Origin of the sequence: uncultured Gemella sp. (genome assembly GCF_963537375.1) — a bacterium.
GTDB lineage: Bacteria > Bacillota > Bacilli > Staphylococcales > Gemellaceae > Gemella.
Window position 1 is genome coordinate 20,290 of record NZ_CAUTDQ010000017.1, and the last position, 22,362, is coordinate 42,651.

31 protein-coding genes and 1 pseudogene are annotated in these 22,362 nt (G+C 28.6%); 7 read left to right on the forward strand and 25 right to left on the reverse strand.

Translation table 11 applies throughout. The features are described from left to right. Window positions 1-3: 3 nt before the first annotated feature. From RYK99_RS04660 to RYK99_RS04715, 12 genes are all read right to left on the reverse strand, one after another. Complete coding sequence (locus tag RYK99_RS04660; protein ID WP_314990575.1) at window positions 4-219, reverse strand: hypothetical protein; 216 nt, start codon at window positions 217-219, stop codon at window positions 4-6. 30 nt (window positions 220-249) lie between these two features. Continuing rightward, a complete protein-coding gene (locus tag RYK99_RS04665) occupies window positions 250-621 on the reverse strand; it encodes a hypothetical protein (protein WP_314990577.1) in 372 nt (123 codons plus the stop codon). Between the two features lie 3 nt (window positions 622-624). After that, on the reverse strand, window positions 625-1,068 hold the full coding sequence (locus RYK99_RS04670; protein ID WP_314990579.1) for a hypothetical protein: 444 nt from the start codon (window positions 1,066-1,068) through the stop codon (window positions 625-627). Then, entirely contained in the window at window positions 1,049-1,336 is a 288-nt protein-coding gene (locus RYK99_RS04675) for a hypothetical protein (RefSeq protein ID WP_314990581.1), read from the reverse strand. Before RYK99_RS04675 ends, RYK99_RS04670 begins: the two co-directional genes overlap by 20 nt. 16 nt (window positions 1,337-1,352) lie before the next feature. Beyond that, window positions 1,353-1,811, reverse strand: a complete 459-nt coding sequence (locus RYK99_RS04680; RefSeq protein ID WP_314990582.1) for a single-stranded DNA-binding protein — start codon at window positions 1,809-1,811, stop codon at window positions 1,353-1,355. A 204-nt stretch (window positions 1,812-2,015) separates the two neighbouring features. Continuing rightward, window positions 2,016-2,570, reverse strand: coding sequence for a site-specific integrase (locus RYK99_RS04685; RefSeq protein WP_060913923.1), 555 nt, complete (start codon window positions 2,568-2,570; stop codon window positions 2,016-2,018). A 27-nt stretch (window positions 2,571-2,597) separates the two neighbouring features. After that, on the reverse strand, window positions 2,598-3,650 hold the full coding sequence (locus RYK99_RS04690; RefSeq protein WP_314990584.1) for a hypothetical protein: 1,053 nt from the start codon (window positions 3,648-3,650) through the stop codon (window positions 2,598-2,600). 54 nt (window positions 3,651-3,704) lie between these two features. Beyond that, window positions 3,705-4,157, reverse strand: coding sequence for a YopX family protein (locus RYK99_RS04695; RefSeq protein WP_314990586.1), 453 nt, complete (start codon window positions 4,155-4,157; stop codon window positions 3,705-3,707). A gap of 6 nt (window positions 4,158-4,163) precedes the next feature. Continuing rightward, entirely contained in the window at window positions 4,164-4,376 is a 213-nt protein-coding gene (locus RYK99_RS04700) for a hypothetical protein (RefSeq protein ID WP_314990588.1), read from the reverse strand. Beyond that, window positions 4,351-4,833, reverse strand: coding sequence for a hypothetical protein (locus tag RYK99_RS04705; protein WP_314990590.1), 483 nt, complete (start codon window positions 4,831-4,833; stop codon window positions 4,351-4,353). The genes RYK99_RS04700 and RYK99_RS04705 overlap by 26 nt, the downstream gene beginning before the upstream one ends. Next, window positions 4,826-5,020, reverse strand: a complete 195-nt coding sequence (locus RYK99_RS04710) for a hypothetical protein (protein WP_314990592.1) — start codon at window positions 5,018-5,020, stop codon at window positions 4,826-4,828. Before RYK99_RS04710 ends, RYK99_RS04705 begins: the two co-directional genes overlap by 8 nt. Window positions 5,021-5,022: 2 nt before the next feature. Continuing rightward, window positions 5,023-5,349, reverse strand: coding sequence for a hypothetical protein (locus tag RYK99_RS04715; protein ID WP_314990594.1), 327 nt, complete (start codon window positions 5,347-5,349; stop codon window positions 5,023-5,025). A 55-nt stretch (window positions 5,350-5,404) separates the two neighbouring features. Here RYK99_RS04715 and RYK99_RS04720 point away from each other — a divergent pair, with 55 nt between their 5' ends. Both RYK99_RS04720 and RYK99_RS04725 read left to right on the forward strand, forming a co-directional pair. Beyond that, window positions 5,405-5,821, forward strand: coding sequence for a hypothetical protein (locus RYK99_RS04720; protein WP_314990596.1), 417 nt, complete (start codon window positions 5,405-5,407; stop codon window positions 5,819-5,821). Window positions 5,822-5,959: 138 nt separating this feature from the next. Continuing rightward, a complete protein-coding gene (locus RYK99_RS04725; protein ID WP_314990599.1) occupies window positions 5,960-6,268 on the forward strand; it encodes a hypothetical protein in 309 nt (102 codons plus the stop codon). On the opposite strand, the gene RYK99_RS04730 is transcribed toward RYK99_RS04725, so the two are convergent. Together RYK99_RS04730 and RYK99_RS04735 are read right to left on the reverse strand one after the other, a co-directional pair. Beyond that, entirely contained in the window at window positions 6,257-6,391 is a 135-nt protein-coding gene (locus RYK99_RS04730) for a hypothetical protein (protein ID WP_314990601.1), read from the reverse strand. The two genes, RYK99_RS04725 and RYK99_RS04730, sit on opposite strands and share 12 nt — an antisense overlap. Before the next feature lie 29 nt (window positions 6,392-6,420). Next, window positions 6,421-6,666, reverse strand: a complete 246-nt coding sequence (locus tag RYK99_RS04735; protein WP_314990603.1) for a helix-turn-helix transcriptional regulator — start codon at window positions 6,664-6,666, stop codon at window positions 6,421-6,423. Window positions 6,667-6,837: 171 nt separating this feature from the next. On the opposite strand from RYK99_RS04735, the gene RYK99_RS04740 reads away from it, so the two are divergent. The 3 genes from RYK99_RS04740 to RYK99_RS04750 all read left to right on the forward strand — a co-directional run bounded on the left by RYK99_RS04740 (window position 6,838) and on the right by RYK99_RS04750 (window position 9,689). Beyond that, on the forward strand, window positions 6,838-7,458 hold the full coding sequence (locus RYK99_RS04740; protein WP_314990605.1) for an XRE family transcriptional regulator: 621 nt from the start codon (window positions 6,838-6,840) through the stop codon (window positions 7,456-7,458). 17 nt (window positions 7,459-7,475) lie between these two features. Further along, window positions 7,476-8,267, forward strand: coding sequence for a type II toxin-antitoxin system PemK/MazF family toxin (locus RYK99_RS04745; protein ID WP_314990607.1), 792 nt, complete (start codon window positions 7,476-7,478; stop codon window positions 8,265-8,267). A 345-nt stretch (window positions 8,268-8,612) separates the two neighbouring features. Next, window positions 8,613-9,689 (forward strand): site-specific integrase, encoded by a 1,077-nt coding sequence (locus RYK99_RS04750; RefSeq protein WP_314990610.1) that lies wholly within the window; start codon window positions 8,613-8,615, stop codon window positions 9,687-9,689. 45 nt (window positions 9,690-9,734) lie between these two features. On the opposite strand, the gene cas9 is transcribed toward RYK99_RS04750, so the two are convergent. The 5 genes and pseudogenes from cas9 to RYK99_RS08855 form a co-directional block, all read right to left on the reverse strand. Continuing rightward, window positions 9,735-12,821: a type II CRISPR RNA-guided endonuclease Cas9 gene (gene cas9 / locus RYK99_RS04755; RefSeq protein ID WP_314990612.1), complete on the reverse strand. Its 3,087-nt coding sequence runs from the start codon at window positions 12,819-12,821 to the stop codon at window positions 9,735-9,737. 312 nt (window positions 12,822-13,133) lie between these two features. Next, entirely contained in the window at window positions 13,134-13,550 is a 417-nt protein-coding gene (locus RYK99_RS04760; RefSeq protein WP_314990627.1) for an aldehyde dehydrogenase family protein, read from the reverse strand. Further along, entirely contained in the window at window positions 13,543-13,686 is a 144-nt protein-coding gene (locus tag RYK99_RS04765) for an aldehyde dehydrogenase family protein (RefSeq protein ID WP_314990629.1), read from the reverse strand. The genes RYK99_RS04760 and RYK99_RS04765 overlap by 8 nt, the downstream gene beginning before the upstream one ends. A gap of 44 nt (window positions 13,687-13,730) precedes the next feature. Next, window positions 13,731-13,832: pseudogene (locus RYK99_RS04770) on the reverse strand (aldehyde dehydrogenase family protein); the annotation flags it as partial. Window positions 13,833-14,024: 192 nt separating this feature from the next. After that, window positions 14,025-14,078: a hypothetical protein gene (locus tag RYK99_RS08855; RefSeq protein ID WP_399544079.1), complete on the reverse strand. Its 54-nt coding sequence runs from the start codon at window positions 14,076-14,078 to the stop codon at window positions 14,025-14,027. 451 nt (window positions 14,079-14,529) lie between these two features. Between RYK99_RS08855 and RYK99_RS04775 the strand changes: the two genes are divergently transcribed. Next, the gene (locus tag RYK99_RS04775) at window positions 14,530-15,075 is read left to right on the forward strand and encodes a thermonuclease family protein (protein ID WP_314990614.1); all 546 of its coding nucleotides are present in this window, start codon (window positions 14,530-14,532) and stop codon (window positions 15,073-15,075) included. Between the two features lie 95 nt (window positions 15,076-15,170). Here RYK99_RS04775 and RYK99_RS04780 read toward each other — a convergent pair whose 3' ends face one another. From RYK99_RS04780 to RYK99_RS04795, 4 genes are all read right to left on the reverse strand, one after another. Further along, the gene (locus RYK99_RS04780) at window positions 15,171-16,544 is read right to left on the reverse strand and encodes an amino acid permease (protein ID WP_314990630.1); all 1,374 of its coding nucleotides are present in this window, start codon (window positions 16,542-16,544) and stop codon (window positions 15,171-15,173) included. 251 nt (window positions 16,545-16,795) lie between these two features. Further along, window positions 16,796-17,911 carry an alanine dehydrogenase gene (ald, locus tag RYK99_RS04785; protein ID WP_314990616.1) on the reverse strand — a complete coding sequence of 372 codons (1,116 nt, stop codon included), beginning with the start codon at window positions 17,909-17,911 and terminating at the stop codon, window positions 16,796-16,798. Window positions 17,912-18,596: 685 nt separating this feature from the next. Further along, window positions 18,597-19,199, reverse strand: coding sequence for a 30S ribosomal protein S4 (gene rpsD / locus RYK99_RS04790; protein ID WP_003145898.1), 603 nt, complete (start codon window positions 19,197-19,199; stop codon window positions 18,597-18,599). 269 nt (window positions 19,200-19,468) lie between these two features. After that, window positions 19,469-20,131, reverse strand: coding sequence for a gamma-glutamyl-gamma-aminobutyrate hydrolase family protein (locus RYK99_RS04795; RefSeq protein ID WP_314990618.1), 663 nt, complete (start codon window positions 20,129-20,131; stop codon window positions 19,469-19,471). A gap of 359 nt (window positions 20,132-20,490) precedes the next feature. Between RYK99_RS04795 and RYK99_RS04800 the strand changes: the two genes are divergently transcribed. After that, entirely contained in the window at window positions 20,491-21,111 is a 621-nt protein-coding gene (locus RYK99_RS04800; protein ID WP_314990620.1) for a hypothetical protein, read from the forward strand. A 549-nt stretch (window positions 21,112-21,660) separates the two neighbouring features. Here RYK99_RS04800 and RYK99_RS04805 read toward each other — a convergent pair. Then, the gene (locus RYK99_RS04805; protein ID WP_314990622.1) at window positions 21,661-21,882 is read right to left on the reverse strand and encodes a hypothetical protein; all 222 of its coding nucleotides are present in this window, start codon (window positions 21,880-21,882) and stop codon (window positions 21,661-21,663) included. Window positions 21,883-22,067: 185 nt separating this feature from the next. Then, the gene (locus tag RYK99_RS04810) at window positions 22,068-22,208 is read right to left on the reverse strand and encodes a hypothetical protein (protein ID WP_314990625.1); all 141 of its coding nucleotides are present in this window, start codon (window positions 22,206-22,208) and stop codon (window positions 22,068-22,070) included. Between the last annotated feature and the right edge of the window lie 154 nt (window positions 22,209-22,362).

Consider the following 22,362-nt stretch of genomic DNA (forward strand, 5'->3'; position numbering starts at 1 on the left):
CTTCTATCCTCCTATTCCGTTCAATTCAGCTATTTTTTTAGTTTGTTCAGCTTGTTCATCATAGAGTTTCAATAACTTTTGTTCTAATTTATATTTTTCTGTTTTTAATTCTTTGTTTTCTCTTTCAAGCTTAGGATAGCAAAGTTCAATTATCATCATACCTATTAATATTCCTATAAAAATCAATAATATATCTCTTGATTCGAAATCTTTTAACATTTTTTCATTTCCTCTACTCTTTCAAATTTCCTATACCAACCACTTAATCAACTCTAGAATAAACACTATTGATATTAAAATTATCATTCCAAATATGCTATACTGTAATATACAAATGCGATTATTTTGTTTTCTAATTACATCATTTAAATCTGTCATTCTTTTACTATTCTCCATATCTAAATAAGTCTGTGCTTGTATAACATTAGCTAAACTCTCTTTATTAGCTTTTAATAATTTCTCCTGCTTCTCAAATTGTTTCATGATATTGTTAACTTCATTAAAAAAATTACTATTCATCTTATTCAATGCATCTAGTTTTTTATCTTGTAATTTATAATCTTTCTTAATATCACTTATTTCATTCTTTAATTCTAATTTTTTTGCTTGTCTTTTATTCATTTTCTATACCTCTACTTTCTCCTTGAATACTCCACTTTTTATTGCAAACTCTTTTGCCCTCTCTAGATGTTTATTTACTTCATCTACTATTACTGGCTCAATATCTAATCCTGTTTCAACTAATAGTTGTTCTCTAGTTTCTCCTAGATCAAATAAAAAGTAACCAGCTTCTTTCATTTTTGCATCACTAACTACTTCAAACATTTCTCTAATAGTTCTTTCAATTCGTTTTGCACCATAATTATGATTTGCTCGTAAGCTCCACGCTAACGCTAGACAAAAGTCTCCTATGAAGTCTGCAACCTTAAGATTAACTTCTCTCTGTAATCGTCTAGTATATCCTTCTTCAATCTCACTTATTGCTAATTCAGCGACCTGATTACGAGTTAATTTCTTTTGACCAGGTTTGCTATATCCAAAAGTATTCCTAACTCTTTTCTTTCCCATCTTCTCCTAACCTTGATATCCTTTCTAATATTTCATCTAGTTCTTCATCATCTATAAAACCTATTACATCATCTGTAAATTCTGATGCTGTATCTCCATATTCTGATTCAGAAAATTCTAATACTGCAAGTTCTAACCCATAACTCTTTTCACCTTCTATCACTGAAGCACCATAACCATTAGGAAATCTATATCTAACCATTCTTCCCTTGAATATATCGTGCTCCTCATCTATAAAAATATATTCTTTAAACTTCTCACTAATCAAATTTTCACACCTCTAACTATTCTTCCTGAAATGGATTCCACCCCATATTAAAATCAATATTATCTTCAAATCCTCCAAAATTATTATTATTATTAGCTTGTTGGTTATAACCAGTATTTTGTGCTTGTCCGTGTTGATTAGTATTTCCTTGTTGTTTTTTGCTCTCTAAGAAAGTTATGCTACTTGCAATTACCTCTGTAACATAAACAGTCTTACCATCATTACCTTGGAAATTCCTTGTAGAGATTCTACCTTCTACAGCTATTAAGCTGCCTTTACTTAAAAATCGTGCCATATTCTCTGCAGTCTTCCCAAAAGCAACACAAACTATAAAATCTGCAGTTTGTACTCCTTGTTCATTCTTGAAATTCCTATTTACTGCTAAAGTAAAATAAGTCATTTCCTTACCCGTACTTGTTTGTCTTAATTCTACATTTTTTGTTAATCTTCCTACTAAAACTACGTTATTAGTCATTTATTATTCTCCTTTAATTTTTATTATTGAATGATTGATTGAATGATTGATTTATTAAATAAGTATGTAACATATCTTATAAACTGTTACATCTGATATATATATCCTAACCGCCCTATTACCAGCATTTAGAATATACTCTGTTTTAAACAATGTAATCTTTTCCTTAATGGTTACATAGTATAGTTTTAAATATAAATGAGGTTACAGTCCACCCCATTTCTTTACTGCTTTACTCATTTCATCTCTCTCAATTCCTATATATCTTAATGTAATACTAGGATCATGATGATTGAATAATTTCATAAGCGTTACTACATCCTTACTCTCTTTGTAGAAATGATATCCAAATGTTTTCCTGAAACTGTGAGTACCTATATTCTTTATCCCACACTCTTTTGCACCAGTTTTAAGTATTCTATAAGCTTGAGTTCTTGTAATTGGTCTATTTGAGTTCTTATAACGTGTTGACTTGAATAAATACTCTTCATCATCTTTATTAAAGCAGTATTCCTCTAACACTCGCTTTAATTTAGGTAAAATAATCATCTCTCTTAACTTTCCAGTCTTCATCTCACGTCTTCTGACTTTATCTCTACCTCTGACATCTCCAACTTTCAGTCCTAATAGATCACTTATCCTAAACGCTACATTAATTCCCATGTAGAAAAGTAAATAATCACGTTCACTCCTACTCTTAAAATAATAATTCATTGCATCTAGTTCTTCTTGAGTTCTTAACGGTTCAACAAACTCCATTGATAACCTCCTAAATAGAAATTATCATTAAACATCACTGCGTTCTTTTCCGTGTAATTCCTGCATTAAGGCATTATATGCTGCCTCGTCCTCTTCAGTAACAATTCTTTCTTTTGTTTCTCTCCCCCTATTATTTACCCTATCTTGTAAATAATCTGGCATTGGAGCTACATATCTACCTTGAGCATTATTTCCACCAGTAAAGGTTGATTTACTGCTTTCATATTGCTCTTTAGCATTATATAGTACTGCCAACATATAATTTTTATGATTAGCAGGATAACTAACCTGGCTTAATCTAGTGAAAATATAGTCAATATGCTCATACCTCAATTCAGCTAATCTTTCAGCAACAACCCCTGCGGTTATAGTTTGCTTTCCGATGTGTAGCTTTGTATCAGGTAGCATTAAACAAATATCAACTGCATATTTAATCCACTTATCAAGCTCTACTTGTTTATTCTTACTGACTCGGGTATACCCAAAGCTGTCTCTGAAATATTGTGTATTGTATTTCTTACGAGGACTAATATCTCTTTTATCCTCTTCAATCAATCGCTCATCATTTCCAATCATTTGCTCGCTATATATAATATTATTATTTGATTGATGATATGATATATTATTATTTTTTATTATATTTTTATTATTTGGTATAGGTGTGGTCAAATTGTCCACTTGAGAAATGGTCATTTCGTCTTCATCTGTGTGGTCATTTTGTCCATCTCGATATTTCTTTTTGAGTGAATTAAATTTTTCATAATTTACTCTATACCAAGATGTTTTATCAAATTTTAATTTATTGTAATTACTTACTATTAAATACCCTTTTTTTTCTAGTCTTTTAAAAACTCTTCTAAGTGTTTTAATTGAACCTAATATATCAAAATATTCTTCATGCCATTTTTCCATTGAACCGTATGTCCAGTAATAACCATCTTCATAGTTTTTCTTATGCTTCTTGTTATATTCAATCCATTGATGAAGTTGAGTAATAATAACAGCTTCCGAAAAACCTATAATTCTTGCTAGTCCTCTATCTACTACTACAGGCTGTTCGTCCATAAGCCATATATTCATTTTTTTCACTCCTTTCTTGCAATTTAACTCAATTTACGATATAATGTAATTAAATCATTGAACGTCTTTTTTAGGCGTTCTTTTCCTTTTTCTGGACAATCTTTTTTCAACTTTATTCATGCATACTACTTTTTTATTTTTATCAATAATTTTATCAAGTAACTTTTTATTTCTATGAATATCTCCTATAATCTCTAAATCATCATTAATTAATCCTAGTAAAACAGGTATGTATTCTTTAAAGTCCACTTCAAAAGCACCATCTTTAAATCTTACTATTCCTAAATCCTTATCAGAATTCTTAACAATATCACCATGAAATATTTCATTACCTTTTCTGTCCTTAAGTCCACTAGACTGCATAATAAATATATCTTCACGCTTAACATTGATTGATTGAACATATTTACTTTCATATTTCCTACTCAAAGTAATAAAATCACCCCTCCACTCCACCATTTTATACATTTTATTATCAACAAATGCTCTATAATTTAGAACACACATAATAGATCACTCCTCTTTTAAATGCAGTTCTTTTAGTACTTTAGCTGCTTTTGTAAAATATGCACCTAGTACTTCAAATAATTCATGTGTTTCATATTCTTTTGGAAACTTATCTTCCACATAAGGTTCAATTCTCACACCATAATATAAAATGTGACTATACATTTTTAATTGAACCTCGTTAAAATTTTCTTTATTTTGATCTGTTTGTACTTCCAAATCCTCCACCTCGTTTGTCTCCTTTCAATCGTACTCCATAACTTACCTTAGGTACTTTATAGAAAATCCCTTGACCGATTCTCTCACCTTTTTCAATTGTTAAATGCTCATTAGTTAAATTGTTAAATTCTAACATTATATGTCCTTCATTTTTTGGATTATTATAATAATCAAAATCAACTACACCTACTCCATTACTCATAATTAATCCACGATTAACAGGTAAACTACTTCTAGCAAATATAAGCAAGCATTCATTCTTAGGCATAAAAGCTTTTATCCCAGTTGGAACTAATGTTGCTGTACTCTTAAATCTAAAAGCTGGGATAACAATATCTGCACTAGCGATAAAATCAATACCAGCACTATGAATGGTTGCCTTAACTGGTAATTCTCCATTCATACCTTCTATTAATTCAAATCCACGTCTAACAAATAATTTCTTTAATCTATTCATCTTCTTCACCATCTGGAAATGCAAAAGCTCCTCTTTCATCTAATCCATAAAACGGAATAGCTATCGAAGCCATAAGTCCCGATATAATCCTTTCCCACTCAATATTGCTAACTATTAGCAAGCATACTGCTACAACAACACATGTCCAATAATAAGTATTAAATTTTCTTCTTCTTAAGTTATTCATTTTTAAGCCACTCCTATCTCTTTAAATTCTTCAACAGTTTTTTTATTAAATCTAACTATTTTTTTCTCTAATCTTTTATCCTGATAATATTCAAAATTTGAAAAGAAATGTAACCAAGCATATACATTAAAGAATTCTTTAGTACCCATTTTTAAATAACATACCGATGGATAATGTTTATCTTTAACTTTTTCTTTAAACATTTTTCTGTATTTGTCATATGCTGTATCTCTTATATCAAAACATTTCATAATCTCTTCTTTTGAAAAATAAGGGAACGATAAATCCAATTTCCTCAACTCTACTAAATCAATTTGTATTTCTGTCATTTTGTCTACCTCCTTGTTTTTATGTTATAATTACCTCAAAGGAGGTGAATTATATATGGATAATATTTTTAAAACTATTCAATTTTGGTTATCTTTTCTGTTCTACGTAATTCTAATGCCTTATGGTTTTTTAAGATTTTTAACTAGATACGTAGAATATCTTGTGAAAACTGATAAAAATGTTGCCTTTGTTACAATATTTAAAAGTTTTAACTCAAATACACTAACATCATTTTTAATGTGTTTATTCTTGAGTTCATTATTATTTATTGCTCCTCTATTATTTTTCAGATATTACAAAGATAAAATTCCACAATATGATATGATACATTATTATTTAATAAGATTATTTATAATAACTTTCATAGTACTATTTAGTTCATTAGGTTTAAATGAAGTTCAATTTTCATTTTTTAGTGCGTTTGTTGGTTTTTTTGCTCTTATTTCCCAACAAATATTTAAAAAACGATAAATTGTCTGTAATATAAAATATATAAAACATTAATCCTAAGTAACATATCTCAAAGATAATAAATGCTATAAATTCGTTAATTATTATCATTCCTTTCTTTCAATTTATGATATAATTACCTCAAAGGAGGTGAATTATATGAGTTTAGAAAAATTCTCTAAAAAGTTATCTAAGTTGACTGACAATGCTAAAGAATTAGAAAAAACTAGCAGTATTCCTTATGAAGATTTGTTAACTTCTACTTTTCTTAAAAAATATACTTCTTTAGATTCTTTAGAATTATTCATTAAAGATAGTCCATTCACAGATGTAAATTTTAGCAACTTTGAAAACATCAGTGAAATTGAATTGGATAATTATGTAAGAACTATCTCAAGTTTTTCTACATGGTCTGAATTTATTAAAACCGCTTGTTCAGAATATGTAAGAAATAAACTATTCAGTTAGTAGATCAAATTCAAAATTTGCAAGTTGAGATAAACATTCTTCTAACTTCTCAACTTGTATTTTTGTTTTTTCTATAAGTTCTTTATACTCATCTAAATTAGTAATAGTAATTTTAACTTTCATCCTCACTCCTCCTTTTATTAAGTTTTTAGTTAGGCTAAAGAATGTTTTCGTTCTCTTTCGGGAACATCTTCAGTAAAAAAAATAGATAAGTTGTTTTTGTTATAACCTAGAATTTTAACCATTTTTAAAAATTCATCTACACCAATATCGGTTATACCTAATTCTCTTTTAACATAAGGCGTTCTTGAACTCCACCCCATTTTATTAGCCATTTCTTCTTGAGATAATCCTTTAGCAACTCTTTCAGCTTTTAATCTTTTAACGTTTAATCTCATAATAGCTCCTTTCTTTAATCGTTCTCTTTCGAGTACAATATAATCTTAACATTGTTGTTCTTATTTGTCAACATTTTTTTTTAAAATAATATAAAATGTTTTTTTTATAATACTTCTTGTATTCGAACGGGAACAATGGTATAATATAATTATTAATAGGAGGTGATTAGAATGAATACTAATAGAGAAGTAGTTGAATTAGTTAAAAAATTAACTGAAGAACAAAATATGTCAATGAGTGAATTAGGGCGTAGAGTAGGTATAGCAAAATCTGCTATTTCAAGATATTTTAAAGGTACACGTGAATTTCCATTGAATAAAATAGGTGATTTCGCTTCTGCATTACATACTACTCCAGATTACCTATTAGGAATGGAATATCAACCTCCTAAACCGCAGGGACTTAAAATACCTGTATTAGGAACGGTGGCGGCTGGAATACCTATATCAGCTGTTGAGGATATTCTAGACTATGAGGAAGTGCCTCAATCGTGGGAAAATCAAGGAGAGTTCTTTGGACTTAGAATTAAAGGTGATAGCATGAAACCAGATATAAACGATGGAGATACAGTTATAGTGAGGCAACAGTCAACAGCTAACAATGGAGATGTAGTAATTGCTCTAGTAAATGGAGACGATGCCACGTGTAAAAAATTTGAAAAGCTTGATAATGGAATAATGCTAATATCTAACAATTCAAAATACTCACCTATGTACTTTTCAAACGAAGAAGTACTTACAAAACCAGTAGTTATTATTGGAAGAGTTATTGAGTTAAGAAGGAAGTTTTAGAAAGGAGTGATACAAAAATGGAATCTAATGAAAATGTAAATAATAAGAAAAAACTAAGTAGAGCTAGAGATATTTTGATTAGTGTTGCAAATAATCCAAGAAATAAAAAATTTAAAAAATTAGCATCTTCTGAAATATTTAGAGCCAAACAATTAAGAAATGACAATAATAACCACACAAAACACTTCAAACGATATAAAAAAGGTTCTATAATCTTTGTTGATTTTGGAACAGGAATAGGGAATGAATTTTCACATCCTCATTTTTGTGTAGTTATGGACAACAAAGATAATCCTAAAAAGGGAACGCTAACCGTGATACCTTTTACCTCTAAAGAAAAGAAAGATTTTATAAATCTTGATAAGAACATGATTTATAAGTTTTTTAACCAAACAGTAAAAGATATTCAAGAAAGGAATAGACTTTTAACAGCTATTTTGGATTTTCAAGCTAATCCAATAACAAAAAAGCCTGGAGTGTATTATCCCAAAGATATGGATATTCAACTTTTAATTGATGATTTAGCGAAACGACACAATAAAACTGGTAATTTAAGAATTAATGAAGCAAAGTTATTAATAAAAAAAGATGAAGATTATTCAAAAGAAATAGCAGAGTTCTATCTTAAATATAATAAAAATACATATGCTAACGTACAAGCAATAACAACTATTAGTAAATTTAGAATTTTTAAACCTATTAATCCTTTAGATCCTATAGGTAAAATAACATTATCGGATAGAATTTTAAAAATATTAGAAACTGAACTTATAAAAAATTTAACAACCTATAAAATTGACAAACCATAATATTTATAATATAATAAAGGTATCTTAGAGATATATGAAAATATAGGCTCTACTGGTAACATTTTTCAGAGAGGTTTTTAACCGGCTCTGCTAAGGTATTTATGGTTTTCCATAGATACCTTTTTTTCTTTTTTAACCGTATCGAATTCGACACGGTAAGAATAAATTTAAACTGGTCGAATTCCACCAGTTTAGACAAAATAAAAATCCCCTACTCCGGCAAGAGTAAAGGATAAAATGAGATACTGCAATATCTCAAAACAATGTGTATGGTATACACATAAGGTATATAGTAATAGTATATCATACACATCTACTTTAAATCAAGAAAGGATGTGTATTTCTATGTGGATAGAAGAACAAAAAAATGGAAAAGTAAAATATTGTGATCGAGTTAAGGATATTTCTGGGAAACTAAGAAAAATAACTGTCACAATGGATAAAAAAAGCAAGAAAAATGAAGATATCGCAAGAGAGATATTAAGAACCAAAGCTCAAGATTTAAAATACGTAGTAGATAACAATATTACATTTTTTGAGGGATTAGATATAATATACGAAAAACATTATAAACATGCTAGAGCAAATACAAGACACAATAATAAATCTATTATAAATTTAATTAAGAAAAAGGGATATGATATTAAATTAAATTTAATCAATGCAAGATATTTAAAAGATGTAATAGAACAAAGCACTACTTCAGACAAATACTATAATGAGGTGCTAAAAAGAGTAAGAGTATATATTCGTTTGTTATATAAATTTGATTATTTGAAAGATATAAATTTTCTTGATAAAATGGACTTAAAGAAAGTCGAAGCTAAAAAAGATAATAGATATCTTGAACAGGATGAAATAGATATAATTTTAGATGAATTAGATCATAATATTAGATATAGAAATCTTGTAGAATTCCTTATTAACACTGGCTTACGAATAAGCGAATGTCTAGCCTTAACATTTGATGATATTGAGGGAGATATACTAACAATAGATAAAAGTTTAAATAGGAATAGAGAAATAGACTTAACAAAAACTGATACTTCAAATAGAAGAATATCATTAAATAAAAGATGTTTAGAGATAATAGAATCGCAACAAACAATCAGCAATAACTTTTCAATTACTCTATCAGATTTTCACAATAAGAATAACATTATATTCTTTAATACTGTTGGTTCGTACTGGATAAAAGAAAATGTAAGTAGATATTTAAGAGAACATACAACTATTAAATTTACATTACATATGTTGAGACATACTCACGCTAGTTTATGCATCGATAAAGGAATAGATGTTGAGTTAATTTCAAAAAGATTAGGTCACAAAAATTCAAGAGTAACTAGAGAAATTTATATTCATAAAACAAATAAACAACAAGAATTAGAATTTGAAAGTTTTAGAAATATTCAATTCTAATTGCCCCTAAACTGCCCCTAAAATAAAAATAGCGTTGTTAACTTCCTAGTTTAACAATGCTTTTTGTATGCTGATGAACACCTTCGCATGATGATAATCATTGATTTCACGGACCTTGATTAACTGTTCAGTATTATCTGATTTTCTATTACCTTCTTTAATTTTTCCGAAATTCTGTCTAAAGCTAGATACATTTTCTGCTTTAGAGTAACATATTGATGTTTCTGGATTTAATTCTCCTAAGATTCCAGCTACTGCTTTAACTGACTGAGATGTTTCCACTAATTGACGAGCAATAAAACCTGTTAATTCTTCATCCGAGAATTCTTCTGTTCTTACTAATCTATTATATTTTTCATCAGTAATTAGGCCTTTTTCTTTTAAGAATTGCCAGAATTTTCTATTGCTTGGTGTTTGAATATCACTTCCTAATGGATATCTATCTGTTTTAGCGGCGTTATATTCTCTTTTTACTAATACAGTATTTGTAAAGCTGTCATCCTTCACTTTGCTTTGTGGATAAATGTGATCTATATCATAGGATGTAGTATTTAACTGAGTAATATCAATCGTTTCACCACTATACATACATCTTCCTAATTGTGTATAGTATAGATATAATTTTTTAGCTTTTAATTTAGATGGTTCTACTGAACTCAATCTTTCATTCAGCTTATCAAAATTCAATGAACCTATCTCTTTTTCTAATTCATTTATATCCTTTTTAACTGCTTTATAGAATAATTCTAATTGTTTCTTACGAGAATCTGTTGGTTTTTTCTTCTCTTGATTAGATCTAGTTGTCTCTACAAAAATTTTCGCTGGAGCACAGCCTATTATTTTCTTAAGTTCTTCTACTATTCTAACAGTTTGCCAAATTGAACGTTTAACAGATGGAGATACATATAAATCATCTAAAATTTCAGGTGTTATTTCTGTTACTTCTTTTTGTAAATCTTTATTGTAATCAGTTATCTGTTGTGCATAATCGAATCTATCTGCCAATAACTCCATGAATAGTATGTTATTTTGACGCATTGCTCCTATTATATTTAAACATTCTCCCGTTTCCTCATTATAAAGCTTTTTACTTACTAATTCTGTCAACAGTTTTCTAGAGAATCTTCCCCAATCTTTATATACTAACCTAGACATTTTTGCTATTTCTTCTTTTGAATATATATCTCCATATACAGCTTCTATCTTAGCTTTTATTAATTTTCTAGATTCTCCGTATAATGTAATCCAAAGAATTATATTTTCTACATGTTCAGTATTAAATTTATCTCCTAGGATTTTTTTGAAATCCCTATATGATTTCAGATCATTTTTTACAGTAATATCAATTCCAGTAATTTCACCCTTACCGTCTATATATCCTTCTGCTTTTAATAAGTTTTTAATTCTTGTTTTTGTAACTTTCTTACCTTGTTCTTTGAAAAGTTTTTCAATAATAACATTTTTAGCTTCTAAACTTATTCTATTACCATCATATTTTAATGCATTCAGCTCATTTAATAAGGCAAACTCAGAATATAATAATGAACTCTTCGGAAGGACATCTTCACCTTTAAGATATGTACATTTATTAGTTAAATTGGTAATAAACTTCTCTGCACTTGCACTTTCATCAATTACTTTCTCATAATTCCAAGGAGTTACTGGTGTATTCTCATACCCTTTATTTCTTACAGACCAAGCAAATCCATCTTCTTTAGCTTTTTTACTAGAATTTAGTGGACCAACATAGTACGGTATTCTAAATTCTAATAATTGAATTACTTTTTCTTTTATACTATATCCACTATCATCTTTTTCATCTAAGAAGCTATGGTATTTAGCCGCATTATCTAAAATTTTTACCAATTCTTCTTTATGGATTTGATACGGTACTACAGAATTATCTTTTGTTCTTTGAAGTGGTAAGAATAGTTCTAATTCTAAATCTCTTAAAATTTCTTCTTTAGCTGAGCTTTCTTCTAGCTTAGCTAATTCTTTTACTAAGAATTTTTTAAAGTCCTCATAATTACATCCTTTTCCTTCTTCACTTTTACGAATATAATTTACATAGTTAGTTCCTTTATCTTTATCCTCTTTAAATATAGCTGAATAAAGTTCAACTTTTTTATCTTCCGATAATTTTGAATCATTTTTTACAAGATTTTTTAATTTCGTTAAATCATCTCTATGTTTATTATAAAGCTCTACTTTTGATTCTGACAATGTCTTCCCTTCTTTTTTAATATCAGAAAGAATAATACTATCATAAACTAACTTAGCTAAATCTAGTAATTCAATATAGTTTGATAGAATTTGTTCATAATCATGTCGAACTTCTTCATAAATTTTTTCTTTAAATGAAACTGATTTTACAGATGCATCTAATTCTTTATACTCATCAATGGCAAATAGTTTATCTAATGATGTTTTCCCTCCAAAAATAAGTCTAAACACTTCCAATAATTGTTTTTCTTTTGGATATAATTTCTTAAGATCATTTACTTTATCAGTTAAGGTTTTCTTCTCTAATGCAATCTCTGTAATTTTATTAATATTTTCTTCCGTTATTTCAATACTTGTGTGTAAAATATCTAGACTAAGCAATTCATTAACTAAATTATTTAAATTACCATCTTTAAAACTTTGCCCCTGTAGTAAAAAGTGTCCTCTGTTCTTTAGAATATGATGTATTGCTAAAAATACTTTTCTTATGTCAGGATTTTCCTCAGTCATAAGTTTTGTTCTTAAATGATAGATTGTTGGATATTGTTTATAATAATCTTTATCTGTATAATCTTGATCATTAAAAATCGCATACGGTACTTGATGAGTTTTATCCTCATAATGATATTGACTTTCTTTTAACCTTAAGAAAAAATTAGCATCAATTTTGGCTATTTCTTGAGTAAATAATTCTTCTAATAAGTTTAAACGCCATTTTCTTCTAGCTAATCTTCTTCTCCCAGAACGAAATCCTCGACGTTCTTCTGCAGTAGTAGCTTCTTCGAATAATCTAACTCCCCATAATCTTTTTTTATTTTTTCTAATAATTTTATATTCAGTATCAGTAGCAGCCCAACCCACACTTGCTGTTCCAATATCAAAACCAAGATACCATGTTTTATCACTCATATTTCCTATTCCTCCTCAAAACTTAAAATAATATTTTATAAAAACATTTTCATCTTTTATTTTATCATATTTACAATAAATATCAAAAGACAATTAATATTATTTTCAAAATTAAATTTACAATATAAAGAAATTTATAAATACTTTGTTACTTTAAAAAAAATACATTCCACATGATTTAGCTAATAAAACAAAAGAAACAACTCAAAACTCTCTTAATTCTGAGTCACTTCCTAATCATGGTTTTATTTAATTATACTAGTTGTAAAATCCTGATACATCATCGCTTAAATCAATTAGGATGTTTTTTATTTATGAATAGTGTTCTAATATTACTTTGTGAGTTTCACATCCAATTCCTGATTTTTTATATCCTCCAAATGGTGCGTGCTCTGGGATTTGGTTATAAGTATTAACCCACATTCTTCCTGTTTCTACTCTACGAGCGATATTCAAAGCACGAGTAATGTTTGTAGATAATATTACCCCTGCAAGTCCATATTCACTATCGTTAGCTTGAGCAATTACTTCTTCATCTGTTTTGAATTTGATGATTACTGAAACTGGTTCGAATGCTTCTTCTTGAGAAATACGGCAACCGTTATTTACTCCAGCGATTAATGTTGATTTAACGAATCTCCCTTTATCACATCTATTTTCTGTGTAACGCTCACCACCAACGATTACTTCTCCGCCTTCTTTTTTAGCTATTTCGATGTAATTAACAATTTTTTCTGCTTATTTTTTCATCTATTTGGCTACCCATTTGTGTATTTGGATCTAGCGGATTACCGATTTTAATTTTCTCAAATTTTTCTTTAACTTTTGCTACAAAGTTATCATAAATTTCTTCTTGTTCAAATATTCTTGAATCTGCACAACATACTTGACCTTAATTGAATAAAATACCTAATTGTCACCGTCAAGTGTTTTTTCAATATTGGTATCATCTAAGATTATGTTCGCAGATTTACCTCCTAATTCTAATGTAGCTGGAATTAGTTTTTCTGCAGCTCTACTGTAATTTTTTACCTACTTCTGTATATCATGTAAATGCTAGTTTATTTAATCCTTGATGATTTTTTAGGAATTCTCCTGATTTTCTTCCACATCAAATAATTTCATTTAATACACCTTTCGGTAATACATCTTGAATTAATTCTACGAATATTAGTAAGCTAAACGATGGAAGACTTGCTGATCTCAAACAATTGTGTTACCTGCAGCTAGTGCTGGTACAATTTTCCAAGCTGCCACTAAGAATGGGAAGCCCAAAAAAATAATTTATCCTCAGCATCTTCCTACTCCCTATTTATAAATATTTTAAAATTTGCTTTTTAAAATTTAGTTATATTTTTTCTTCTTTATTTTTTATTGTAATCTTACACCACCATAAAAAGAGTGCATTTACATAGTATCTATTTATACAACAAATACCATTTTTAAAATAAAGTAATATTTAAGAAAATTAAAACATTATCTATATAAGTTAAAATTACTCCGCCTATCCTCTTACTAACATTTTTTATCGATATGAATATTGTTATATTTTATTATATTAATCATTTTTAACTTTATAATCATTAGGAATATTTAATATTATTGTTATTAGATTTTCGTGTTAAATTATTTATTTATTTGTAATTTTAAATATTTACTTTATAAGTTATGATAAAAGTGATAGAATTAATTATAAGGGGGAATAATTATGAATAAGAAAGTTTTTATAATCTGCTTTATTATCTTCTTAAGTATCTTTATAATTATTATTTCGATTATAAATACTCATGGAGATGACTATAAGGAAGTAAATGTTAATGGAATATTAATTAAAGGTGATAAAACTAAATATAAGGTTAAATTCCTAAAAAAAATTGATGGTGATACGATTCTCGTTCAATTTAACAATAAAGAATTAAAAGTGAGATATTTATTAATCGATACTCCTGAAACAGTTAAACCGGGAGTCGAAGTTCAAAAATATGGACCTGAAGCTAGTGAATTAAACAGAAAGTTATTATCAAACGCTAAAAACGTTGAAATTGAATTTGATGTTTATAAAAAAGAGGATAAGTATCATAGAGCATTATGCTACGTATACGCTGATGGAAAAAGTGTTCAGGAAGAATTACTATTAGCTGGTTTAGCAGAAATTAAATATGTTAAACCACCCGATACAAGATACCTAAAAGAATATAAAAAAGCACAAAATAAAGCTAAAAGCAATAAACGTAATCTTTGGTCTAGTGCATAGGCTTAAGAATTAATATAATTACATAGTAACAACAAAAAAGCAACTGAACAATTAGATCTTTTAAAAGTCTATTGCTGAGTTGCATTTATTTTATATTATTTTAATTTACTATTTTTGTATGAGAATGTAAAGTAAATTATCATACCTACGATTACCCAAACGATGAAGATAATCCACGTTGTTAATGTAACACTGTATAGTAGTGCTCCAAATAAAACGATAGAGATAATTGGTAATACTGGCATACCCGGTACTCTAAATCCACGTTTTAAATCTGGGAATTTTTTGTGAAATACGATAGTTGTATAACTTACTAATGCAAATGCAATAATTGAAGCTACGTTAGCTAAATCAGCTAAGTTTCCTAAAGGTAAGAATCCAGCTAGAACAGCTGTTAAAATTCCTAATCCCCAAGTTACAGTGCTCGGTACTTTGTTTGCATTAACTTTAGTTAATCCTTTTGGTAATAATCCGTCACGAGCAATTGTATAAGTGATACGAATACCTGCATACATGAATGATAAAATACCAGCCATAAGACCGATTACCGCACCAAGAGATACAATTCCTGCTACTTTATTTTGTCCAACCTCTTCTAACACGAACGCTAGTGCATCACCAGTTCCAAGTCTATTATACTCTACAACTCCTGTTAATACTAAACATACTAGAATATAGAATGTTGTACAAATTAACATTGTTATAATAATTGCTTTAGGTAATGCTTTTTCTGGGTTAATTGTTTCTTCTGCAGAAGTAGAAATTGCATCAAATCCTAAGTATGCAAAAAATACAGTTGTTGCAGCTAACATTACTCCAGAAAATCCAGTTGGAGCAAAGTTGTTTGTCCAGTTTGTTGGTTCTACGTAAAATACTCCAACAACAATGAATAATACTACAATACCTACTTTTGCAGCTACCATTAAGTTATTTACTAGTTTACTACTAGAAGTTCCTTTTGATAGGATAAAGGTAATTAATAATACAATGATAATAGCTGGAATATTACCATATCCACCTACAGCCGGTAGTGTATAATATTCTTTTGGAATTTCTACACCTAAACCTGCTAAAAGACGTGAAAAGTAACTTGACCATCCGTTAGCTACAGTCGCTGCGGTAAGAACATATCCACCAATTAAAACCCATCCTATTACATAAGCTACAATTTCACCAACTGATACATATAAATATGTATATGTACTACCACTTGATGGAATAGTCGAAGCTAACTCTGCATAACAAAGTGCCGCTAAACAACATGCTAATCCTGCAATAAGGAATGAGAACACAACTGCAGGTCCTGCTTCTGCTGAAGCTTTCCCTGTTAATACTAAAATTCCTGAACCAATAATCGCCCCAATTCCGAATAAAACTAAATCCATAGTTTTCATCGTGGGATTCAACGTTTTATTTTTCGACTCAGCTAAAATTGAATCAATTGATTTTTTTCTAAAAACGCTCATAATTTCCTCCTAATTTAAAATAAATATTCTCCCCTATTAATAATATTTATTAATTATATCACAGTTAAAGATTATTTACTACTAAATACTTTACTTATGTAAGTAAAGAAAAAACTAAAAAATAAATATCCTAATAAAATAATATATTATTAATTATAATTTATCTAATAAAAGGAAGTGGATAATATATTATAAATATACATACCACTTCCTCTACAATATAAATATTCTATATTTGATTTTTATATATTATATTACAAAGCTTGCTCTACTGGAGTATATTCATATCCTAAATCATCTGCAACTGCTTTGAATGTTACTTTTCCGTTAGCTACGTTAACACCTGGTACTAATTCTGGGAATTTAGCAACTGCTTCTTTAACTCCTAGTTTAGCAATCAGTTTAACATATTTAGCTGTAGCGTTACATAATGCATATGTTGCTGTTTCTGCTACTGCTCCAGGAATATTAGCTACTGAATAATGTAATACACCTTCTTCTACAAATATTGGTTTATCATGGCTTGTAGGACGACCTTCTGTAAATTCAGTTGTTCCACCTTGGTCGATAGCAACGTCTACAATAACACCACCGTCTGGCATATCTTTAATCATTTCTTTAGTAACTAGTTTTGGTGCTTTAGCCCCAGGAATTAATACCGTACTTACTACTAAGTCAGCAGTTTTAATTGCATTAGCAATATTTAATTTATTAGAGTAAACTGTTTCTACTTTACCACCGAAAATATGTGATAATTCAGTTAAACGATCTAAGTTAACATCTAGCATTGTTACGCGTGCTCCTAATCCTGAAGCTGCTGTAGCTGCTGCAGTCCCTGCTACCCCTGCACCAATAACTACAACATGTCCTGGTTGAACTCCTGGAACACCTTGTAATAATTTACCTTTACCTCCTTGTACTTTTGATAAGAATCTTGTACCCTCTTGAATAGCCATTCTTCCTGCAATTTCACTCATAGGTCTTAATAATGGTAAAGTACGACCTACTTTTACAGTTTCGAAAGCAATACCGATAGTCCCTGATTCTACCATTGCTTTAGTTAATTCTGGATCTGCTGCTAAGTGTAAGTAAGTATAGATAATTAAACCTTTTCTGAAGTATTTATATTCTGATGGAATTGGTTCTTTTACTTTATAGATTAAATCTGATTTATTCCATACATCTTCTGCTTTATCTAATAAAACAGCCCCTACTTTTTCATACTCCGCATCTGAAATACCCGAAGCTAATCCAGCTCCTTTTTCTACATAAACAGTGTGCCCATCTAGTACTAATTCATGTACTACTCCCGGAATTGCAGACACTCTACTTTCGTTGTTTTTAATTTCTGTTGGTACTCCGATAATCATTTCCCTTACCTCCTAATTTTTTCTGTACTTATATATTAACACATTTCTTATATCGATGAAAGCGTTTTTCTCGTGAAAGTAATGGTGAAAATATTTTCCCTATTTTATTATAATTATACAAAAATAAAAACCTATAGAATAGCTATTCTTAATTTTAGATTAATACTATTTTTATGAAAATAAGCATTAATTATTTTTAGAAAAGAAATCTGAAAAACAGCTGTTGTACTTTCCAAGTAATTCTGTTTCAAGTGGATAACGATATTAATTTTATTTTTAAAATTTTTAATTTATACAAAATTATTTACTAGAAGTATATACTTTTATTGAAAACTAAAATATTTATACAAAATTAATTTTTCCTTTTCAGTTTGTTATATTTCATATTATTTAATGAAAAATATACCTTCTTGATAATACAATATACTTTTATGTGATATAACTAAACTGTCTATTTTTTCTAAATATTTGATATTAAAAAATATAATTAAAGTTATTTCGGATATCATTTTTCTTCTATCAATGATAAAATACTAATAGTGAAAAGAGGTATTCTCTTTGACCTAATAATCTAAAATAATTTTAAAGCTAAAAACATATAAGTTTTTGCTTTTTTATTTTATGCAGATTTTGCGCAGAAACAAAAACAAGCCCTTTAAACGTTAGTTTAAAGGGCTTAATTTTATTAACGGCTGTAATATTCAACGATAAGTTGTTCGTTGATTTCTGGGTGTAATTCACTTCTTTCTGGAAGTCTTACTAATGATCCTTCTAATTTGTCAGCATCAAAAGTTAAGTACTCAGGTACAAAGTTAGTGATTTCAACAGCTTCTTTAATGATTTCAAGGTTTCTAGATTTTTCTCTTACTGAAACTACTTGACCTGGTTTAACAGCGTAAGAAGCGATATCTACTTTTTTACCATCTACAAGAACGTGACCGTGGTTAACTAATTGTCTAGCTTGACGGTTAGTTCTAGCTAATCCTAAGCTGTATACTACAGAATCTAAACGTGTAGCAAGTAATGCCATGAAGTTTTCCCCGTGAAGACCTTGTAATTTACCAGCTTTATCGAATAATTTACGGAATTGTTTTTCGTTCATTCCGTGTAGGTAACGAAGTTTTTGTTTTTCTTGTAATTGTAAACCATACTCAGATAGTTTTTTTCTTAAGTTAGGACCGTGTTGTCCTGGTGCGTAAGGACGTTTAGCTAACTCCTTACCAGTACCGCTTAGTGAGATTCCTAAACGACGAGATTTTTTCCAAGTTGAACCTGTAAAACGAGCCATTATGTGCTCCTCCTTTTATCTTTTTGTTTTTATTTTTGTGAAAACAAAAAGCACGATTATCGTTGTTGTATATGTTATAAAACTGGAACTTCGCCTAGCAGCATAGGCTACGAGTTGCCACATTAAACAATGTATAACATAGAGGCAATAACAATTAATCCACTGCTATTATTTTACACAAAGAATAGTTTACCATTATTTTTAATAATAGTCAACTATTTTGATGTTGTATTCCTATTTTTTTGTTAATAATAACGTAATACAAAATTCTATTTACATAGATTTAAGAATTTTTTAAATGTATCAATTTCATAATCAACTTCTGGATGCCACTGTAATCCAATTAAGTTTCCTTTTTCAATTGCTTCTACAGTCCCATCTTCAGAAACTGCTGTTACTTTAAATCCTTCTGCAACTCTATTTATTGCTTGATGATGAATTGAATTAACCTCTGCTTTATTTCCATATAAACTATGGACAAATGAATTTTCTTCTATATCTATATTATGACGAACCAATTTCTCTTTACTAGTATGATCATCAATATGCTGTTTTAATGAACCACCATGATAAATATTTAAACTTTGTAATCCACTACAAATTCCAAGTATTGGCTTATTATTTTTTTCAAAAAGCTCAATAAGTTTGAAGTCTAATTCATCCTCATATGGATCTTCAGGATATTCTAAACCTTCTAGAGGTTCTTCCCCGTAAAACTTGGGATTAATATCCCGATCTCTACCAGCAATTATAAGGCCACTACACATGGCTACAATTTCCTCAATTCCGTTTTGAGAACAAACTGGAAATAATATAAATCCAGCTTTTTCTGCTACTTCTGAAAAATAACCATTGATGTATAGACGTCTTTTTGCTATACCAGCATCTGATTGGTAATCGACGCTTCTTGTTGAAATTGCAATTATTTTCATATGCAATGACCTCCTTTTTTAAATTTTATGACTCTTATTATATAAATATTATAGAAAATTGTCAAGAATAGGTTTTTCATGAAAATATATGAAAACTTTAAGTATATTAATAAGTTTAAATATTAACTATAATTTATGTATCAATTATTTTTTTATAAACTATCTTATTTAAATATTACTAAGGATTAGTACTATTTAATTTATCTCCACTTGATAATAGTGAACTTTTAAAATTACCATTATATCTATATATTAAATCCAAAGTATTAATCTAATGTTAAACTTCATACATTCTATTGTAAATATACTGAAAGATATGTATAATAGTAATGTGTTAAATATTAAGGAGGAATAATTGAATGAATTATTTATTGACTGTTAAATATCCTAAACAAGAAGTTATAGAGGATGGCAAAGAGTCGGTTACCAATATTAAGGAAAATCATGAAGATTTAACTTCAGAGGAACTTTTAGAAAAATATCAAGAGTTTCAACGCGTAGGATATGATGTCAAAGTTAACTTTGTTACTTCTGATGTGTATGATGAATTCGATGTTTTTAAACTAGCAGAAATCTTAGATCTTAATGCGATTGATTATAGCGCAAAACTTAAATTTATAAATCGTTCAAATAAAGGATCTCATGATTATATCAGTAGTCTAGCAAAATTATTTGATAGATATACTTTTGATTATGATATTTCAATTAAACTGAAGATTAACGAAAAATCGGAAATTGACTTTAAAAATGAAGATACATGGTTTGGAGAAACTCCAATTTATCAAATAAATCCAAAAATTAACGTAAAGGATGCGAAATTATTTAAAAATTTATATGATGAGTTAAATGAAATAGCTCAAGTTAGCGCAGAAATAAAACCAAAAAAATTAGAAGAAAAAATACTATTATTATCTTTAGATAATTATCCAGAAGGAACTGAAGTTATTTTCACACTAAAAGATTCTGAGATTTATGAATAAAATATGTTAAATTAGAAACTGAGATTACTACTAAATTATAGGTAGCCTCAGTTTCTTTATTTTTACTAACTTAATTTTTGACTATTTACATCTCATTTGACAAAGAACAAAAAAAGACAACAGAGAAAATTCTCTGTTGCCTTGACGTACTTTGGTATAAGACCAATATTAACGTTTTGAGAATTACATAATACTATTTTACGGAGGTACAACCCTCTTTATCCTTGCTAGAACAAGGTTTTATTTTTTAAATTATCTATATATATTGATATAAATTGATAAAAAATGATATAATTTGCACCAATTTACACCAAATAAAATAGATTAGTCACTCACACTTTTTTCTTTTTCTTCTATATATAATAACATCATTCTTATTATTTTTTAATTTATACTACTAACTTTTTTCTTCTATTATAATACCACTTTTATCTTTCAAAATTCAACACACTATTTTTCTTATAAAACTCTTATATTTATTCTATTACTTATATCACTTTTCTGAAAGAATAGTGATTCCTAAAACTTGTAGTTTTACCATTAATGGAATTATTGGTAAAACCTCACAGTTGTAGTCACATCAACCCCAGTAGCTTGAAATACCAACTCTCCAGTTTTTGTTTCTACCTGACATACCCCATCATGGTTCTTAGCTGCTAACACAGTATGCTTTGGAACTACTAAAGAAGTTAAACCTACACCTGTTCCTACTAAACTTAAAGCTAACGAATAGTTAACAACTTTACTTAATTTGTTTTTATTTTTACTCATTAATAACTTTCTCCTTAATCTATAAAGTATCTATTTTTCTTTGTATAGTTTACCAAGAAGTAAGTTAAAAATAAACCAACTCTCTTAACCTTGTTAAGTCAAAAAGCACTAAAGTAATTTACGTAAATAAATAAGGTTTATAGACCATAAATCTATAAACCTTTTAAATATTATTTACTTATACATTAACGAGCTTTTTGACCATCATTGAATTTACCATCTGTGCCATATAGATACATAGCATACCCTTTAGTACCATCTAGTTTTGTTACTGAGTTCCAAGAGTAACCATGTGGAGTGTTTTTGTTGAAATCTTCAAACCACATATTACCTTTTCTAAGTTCACCAATTATGTGCGCTCTATCACTTCTAAAAGCTGGTTCTAAAGCATCATCATTATCGAATACCCCAAGGTCACCATCTACTGATATGTACCCCTTTTACTGGACAACCAGTGAAAGGGGTATTTTTTATGCGTTA

Bases quoted from the DNA above. Each gene is read 5' to 3' on its own strand.
- RYK99_RS04660 (WP_314990575.1), bottom strand. From the start codon at position 219: ATGTTAAAAGATTTCGAATCAAGAGATATATTATTGATTTTTATAGGA.
- RYK99_RS04665 (WP_314990577.1), bottom strand. From the start codon at position 621: ATGAATAAAAGACAAGCAAAAAAATTAGAATTAAAGAATGAAATAAGT.
- RYK99_RS04670 (WP_314990579.1), bottom strand. From the start codon at position 1,068: ATGGGAAAGAAAAGAGTTAGGAATACTTTTGGATATAGCAAACCTGGT.
- RYK99_RS04680 (WP_314990582.1), bottom strand. From the start codon at position 1,811: ATGACTAATAACGTAGTTTTAGTAGGAAGATTAACAAAAAATGTAGAA.
- RYK99_RS04685 (WP_060913923.1), bottom strand. From the start codon at position 2,570: ATGGAGTTTGTTGAACCGTTAAGAACTCAAGAAGAACTAGATGCAATG.
- RYK99_RS04690 (WP_314990584.1), bottom strand. From the start codon at position 3,650: ATGAATATATGGCTTATGGACGAACAGCCTGTAGTAGTAGATAGAGGA.
- RYK99_RS04695 (WP_314990586.1), bottom strand. From the start codon at position 4,157: ATGTGTGTTCTAAATTATAGAGCATTTGTTGATAATAAAATGTATAAA.
- RYK99_RS04705 (WP_314990590.1), bottom strand. From the start codon at position 4,833: ATGAATAGATTAAAGAAATTATTTGTTAGACGTGGATTTGAATTAATA.
- RYK99_RS04710 (WP_314990592.1), bottom strand. From the start codon at position 5,020: ATGAATAACTTAAGAAGAAGAAAATTTAATACTTATTATTGGACATGT.
- RYK99_RS04715 (WP_314990594.1), bottom strand. From the start codon at position 5,349: ATGACAGAAATACAAATTGATTTAGTAGAGTTGAGGAAATTGGATTTA.
- RYK99_RS04720 (WP_314990596.1), top strand. From the start codon at position 5,405: ATGGATAATATTTTTAAAACTATTCAATTTTGGTTATCTTTTCTGTTC.
- RYK99_RS04725 (WP_314990599.1), top strand. From the start codon at position 5,960: ATGAGTTTAGAAAAATTCTCTAAAAAGTTATCTAAGTTGACTGACAAT.
- RYK99_RS04730 (WP_314990601.1), bottom strand. From the start codon at position 6,391: ATGAAAGTTAAAATTACTATTACTAATTTAGATGAGTATAAAGAACTT.
- RYK99_RS04735 (WP_314990603.1), bottom strand. From the start codon at position 6,666: ATGAGATTAAACGTTAAAAGATTAAAAGCTGAAAGAGTTGCTAAAGGA.
- RYK99_RS04740 (WP_314990605.1), top strand. From the start codon at position 6,838: ATGAATACTAATAGAGAAGTAGTTGAATTAGTTAAAAAATTAACTGAA.
- RYK99_RS04745 (WP_314990607.1), top strand. From the start codon at position 7,476: ATGGAATCTAATGAAAATGTAAATAATAAGAAAAAACTAAGTAGAGCT.
- RYK99_RS04750 (WP_314990610.1), top strand. From the start codon at position 8,613: ATGTGGATAGAAGAACAAAAAAATGGAAAAGTAAAATATTGTGATCGA.
- cas9 (WP_314990612.1), bottom strand. From the start codon at position 12,821: ATGAGTGATAAAACATGGTATCTTGGTTTTGATATTGGAACAGCAAGT.
- RYK99_RS04775 (WP_314990614.1), top strand. From the start codon at position 14,530: ATGAATAAGAAAGTTTTTATAATCTGCTTTATTATCTTCTTAAGTATC.
- ald (WP_314990616.1), bottom strand. From the start codon at position 17,911: ATGATTATCGGAGTACCAACAGAAATTAAAAACAACGAAAGTAGAGTG.
- rpsD (WP_003145898.1), bottom strand. From the start codon at position 19,199: ATGGCTCGTTTTACAGGTTCAACTTGGAAAAAATCTCGTCGTTTAGGA.
- RYK99_RS04795 (WP_314990618.1), bottom strand. From the start codon at position 20,131: ATGAAAATAATTGCAATTTCAACAAGAAGCGTCGATTACCAATCAGAT.
- RYK99_RS04800 (WP_314990620.1), top strand. From the start codon at position 20,491: ATGAATTATTTATTGACTGTTAAATATCCTAAACAAGAAGTTATAGAG.
- RYK99_RS04805 (WP_314990622.1), bottom strand. From the start codon at position 21,882: ATGAGTAAAAATAAAAACAAATTAAGTAAAGTTGTTAACTATTCGTTA.
- RYK99_RS04810 (WP_314990625.1), bottom strand. From the start codon at position 22,208: ATGTGGTTTGAAGATTTCAACAAAAACACTCCACATGGTTACTCTTGG.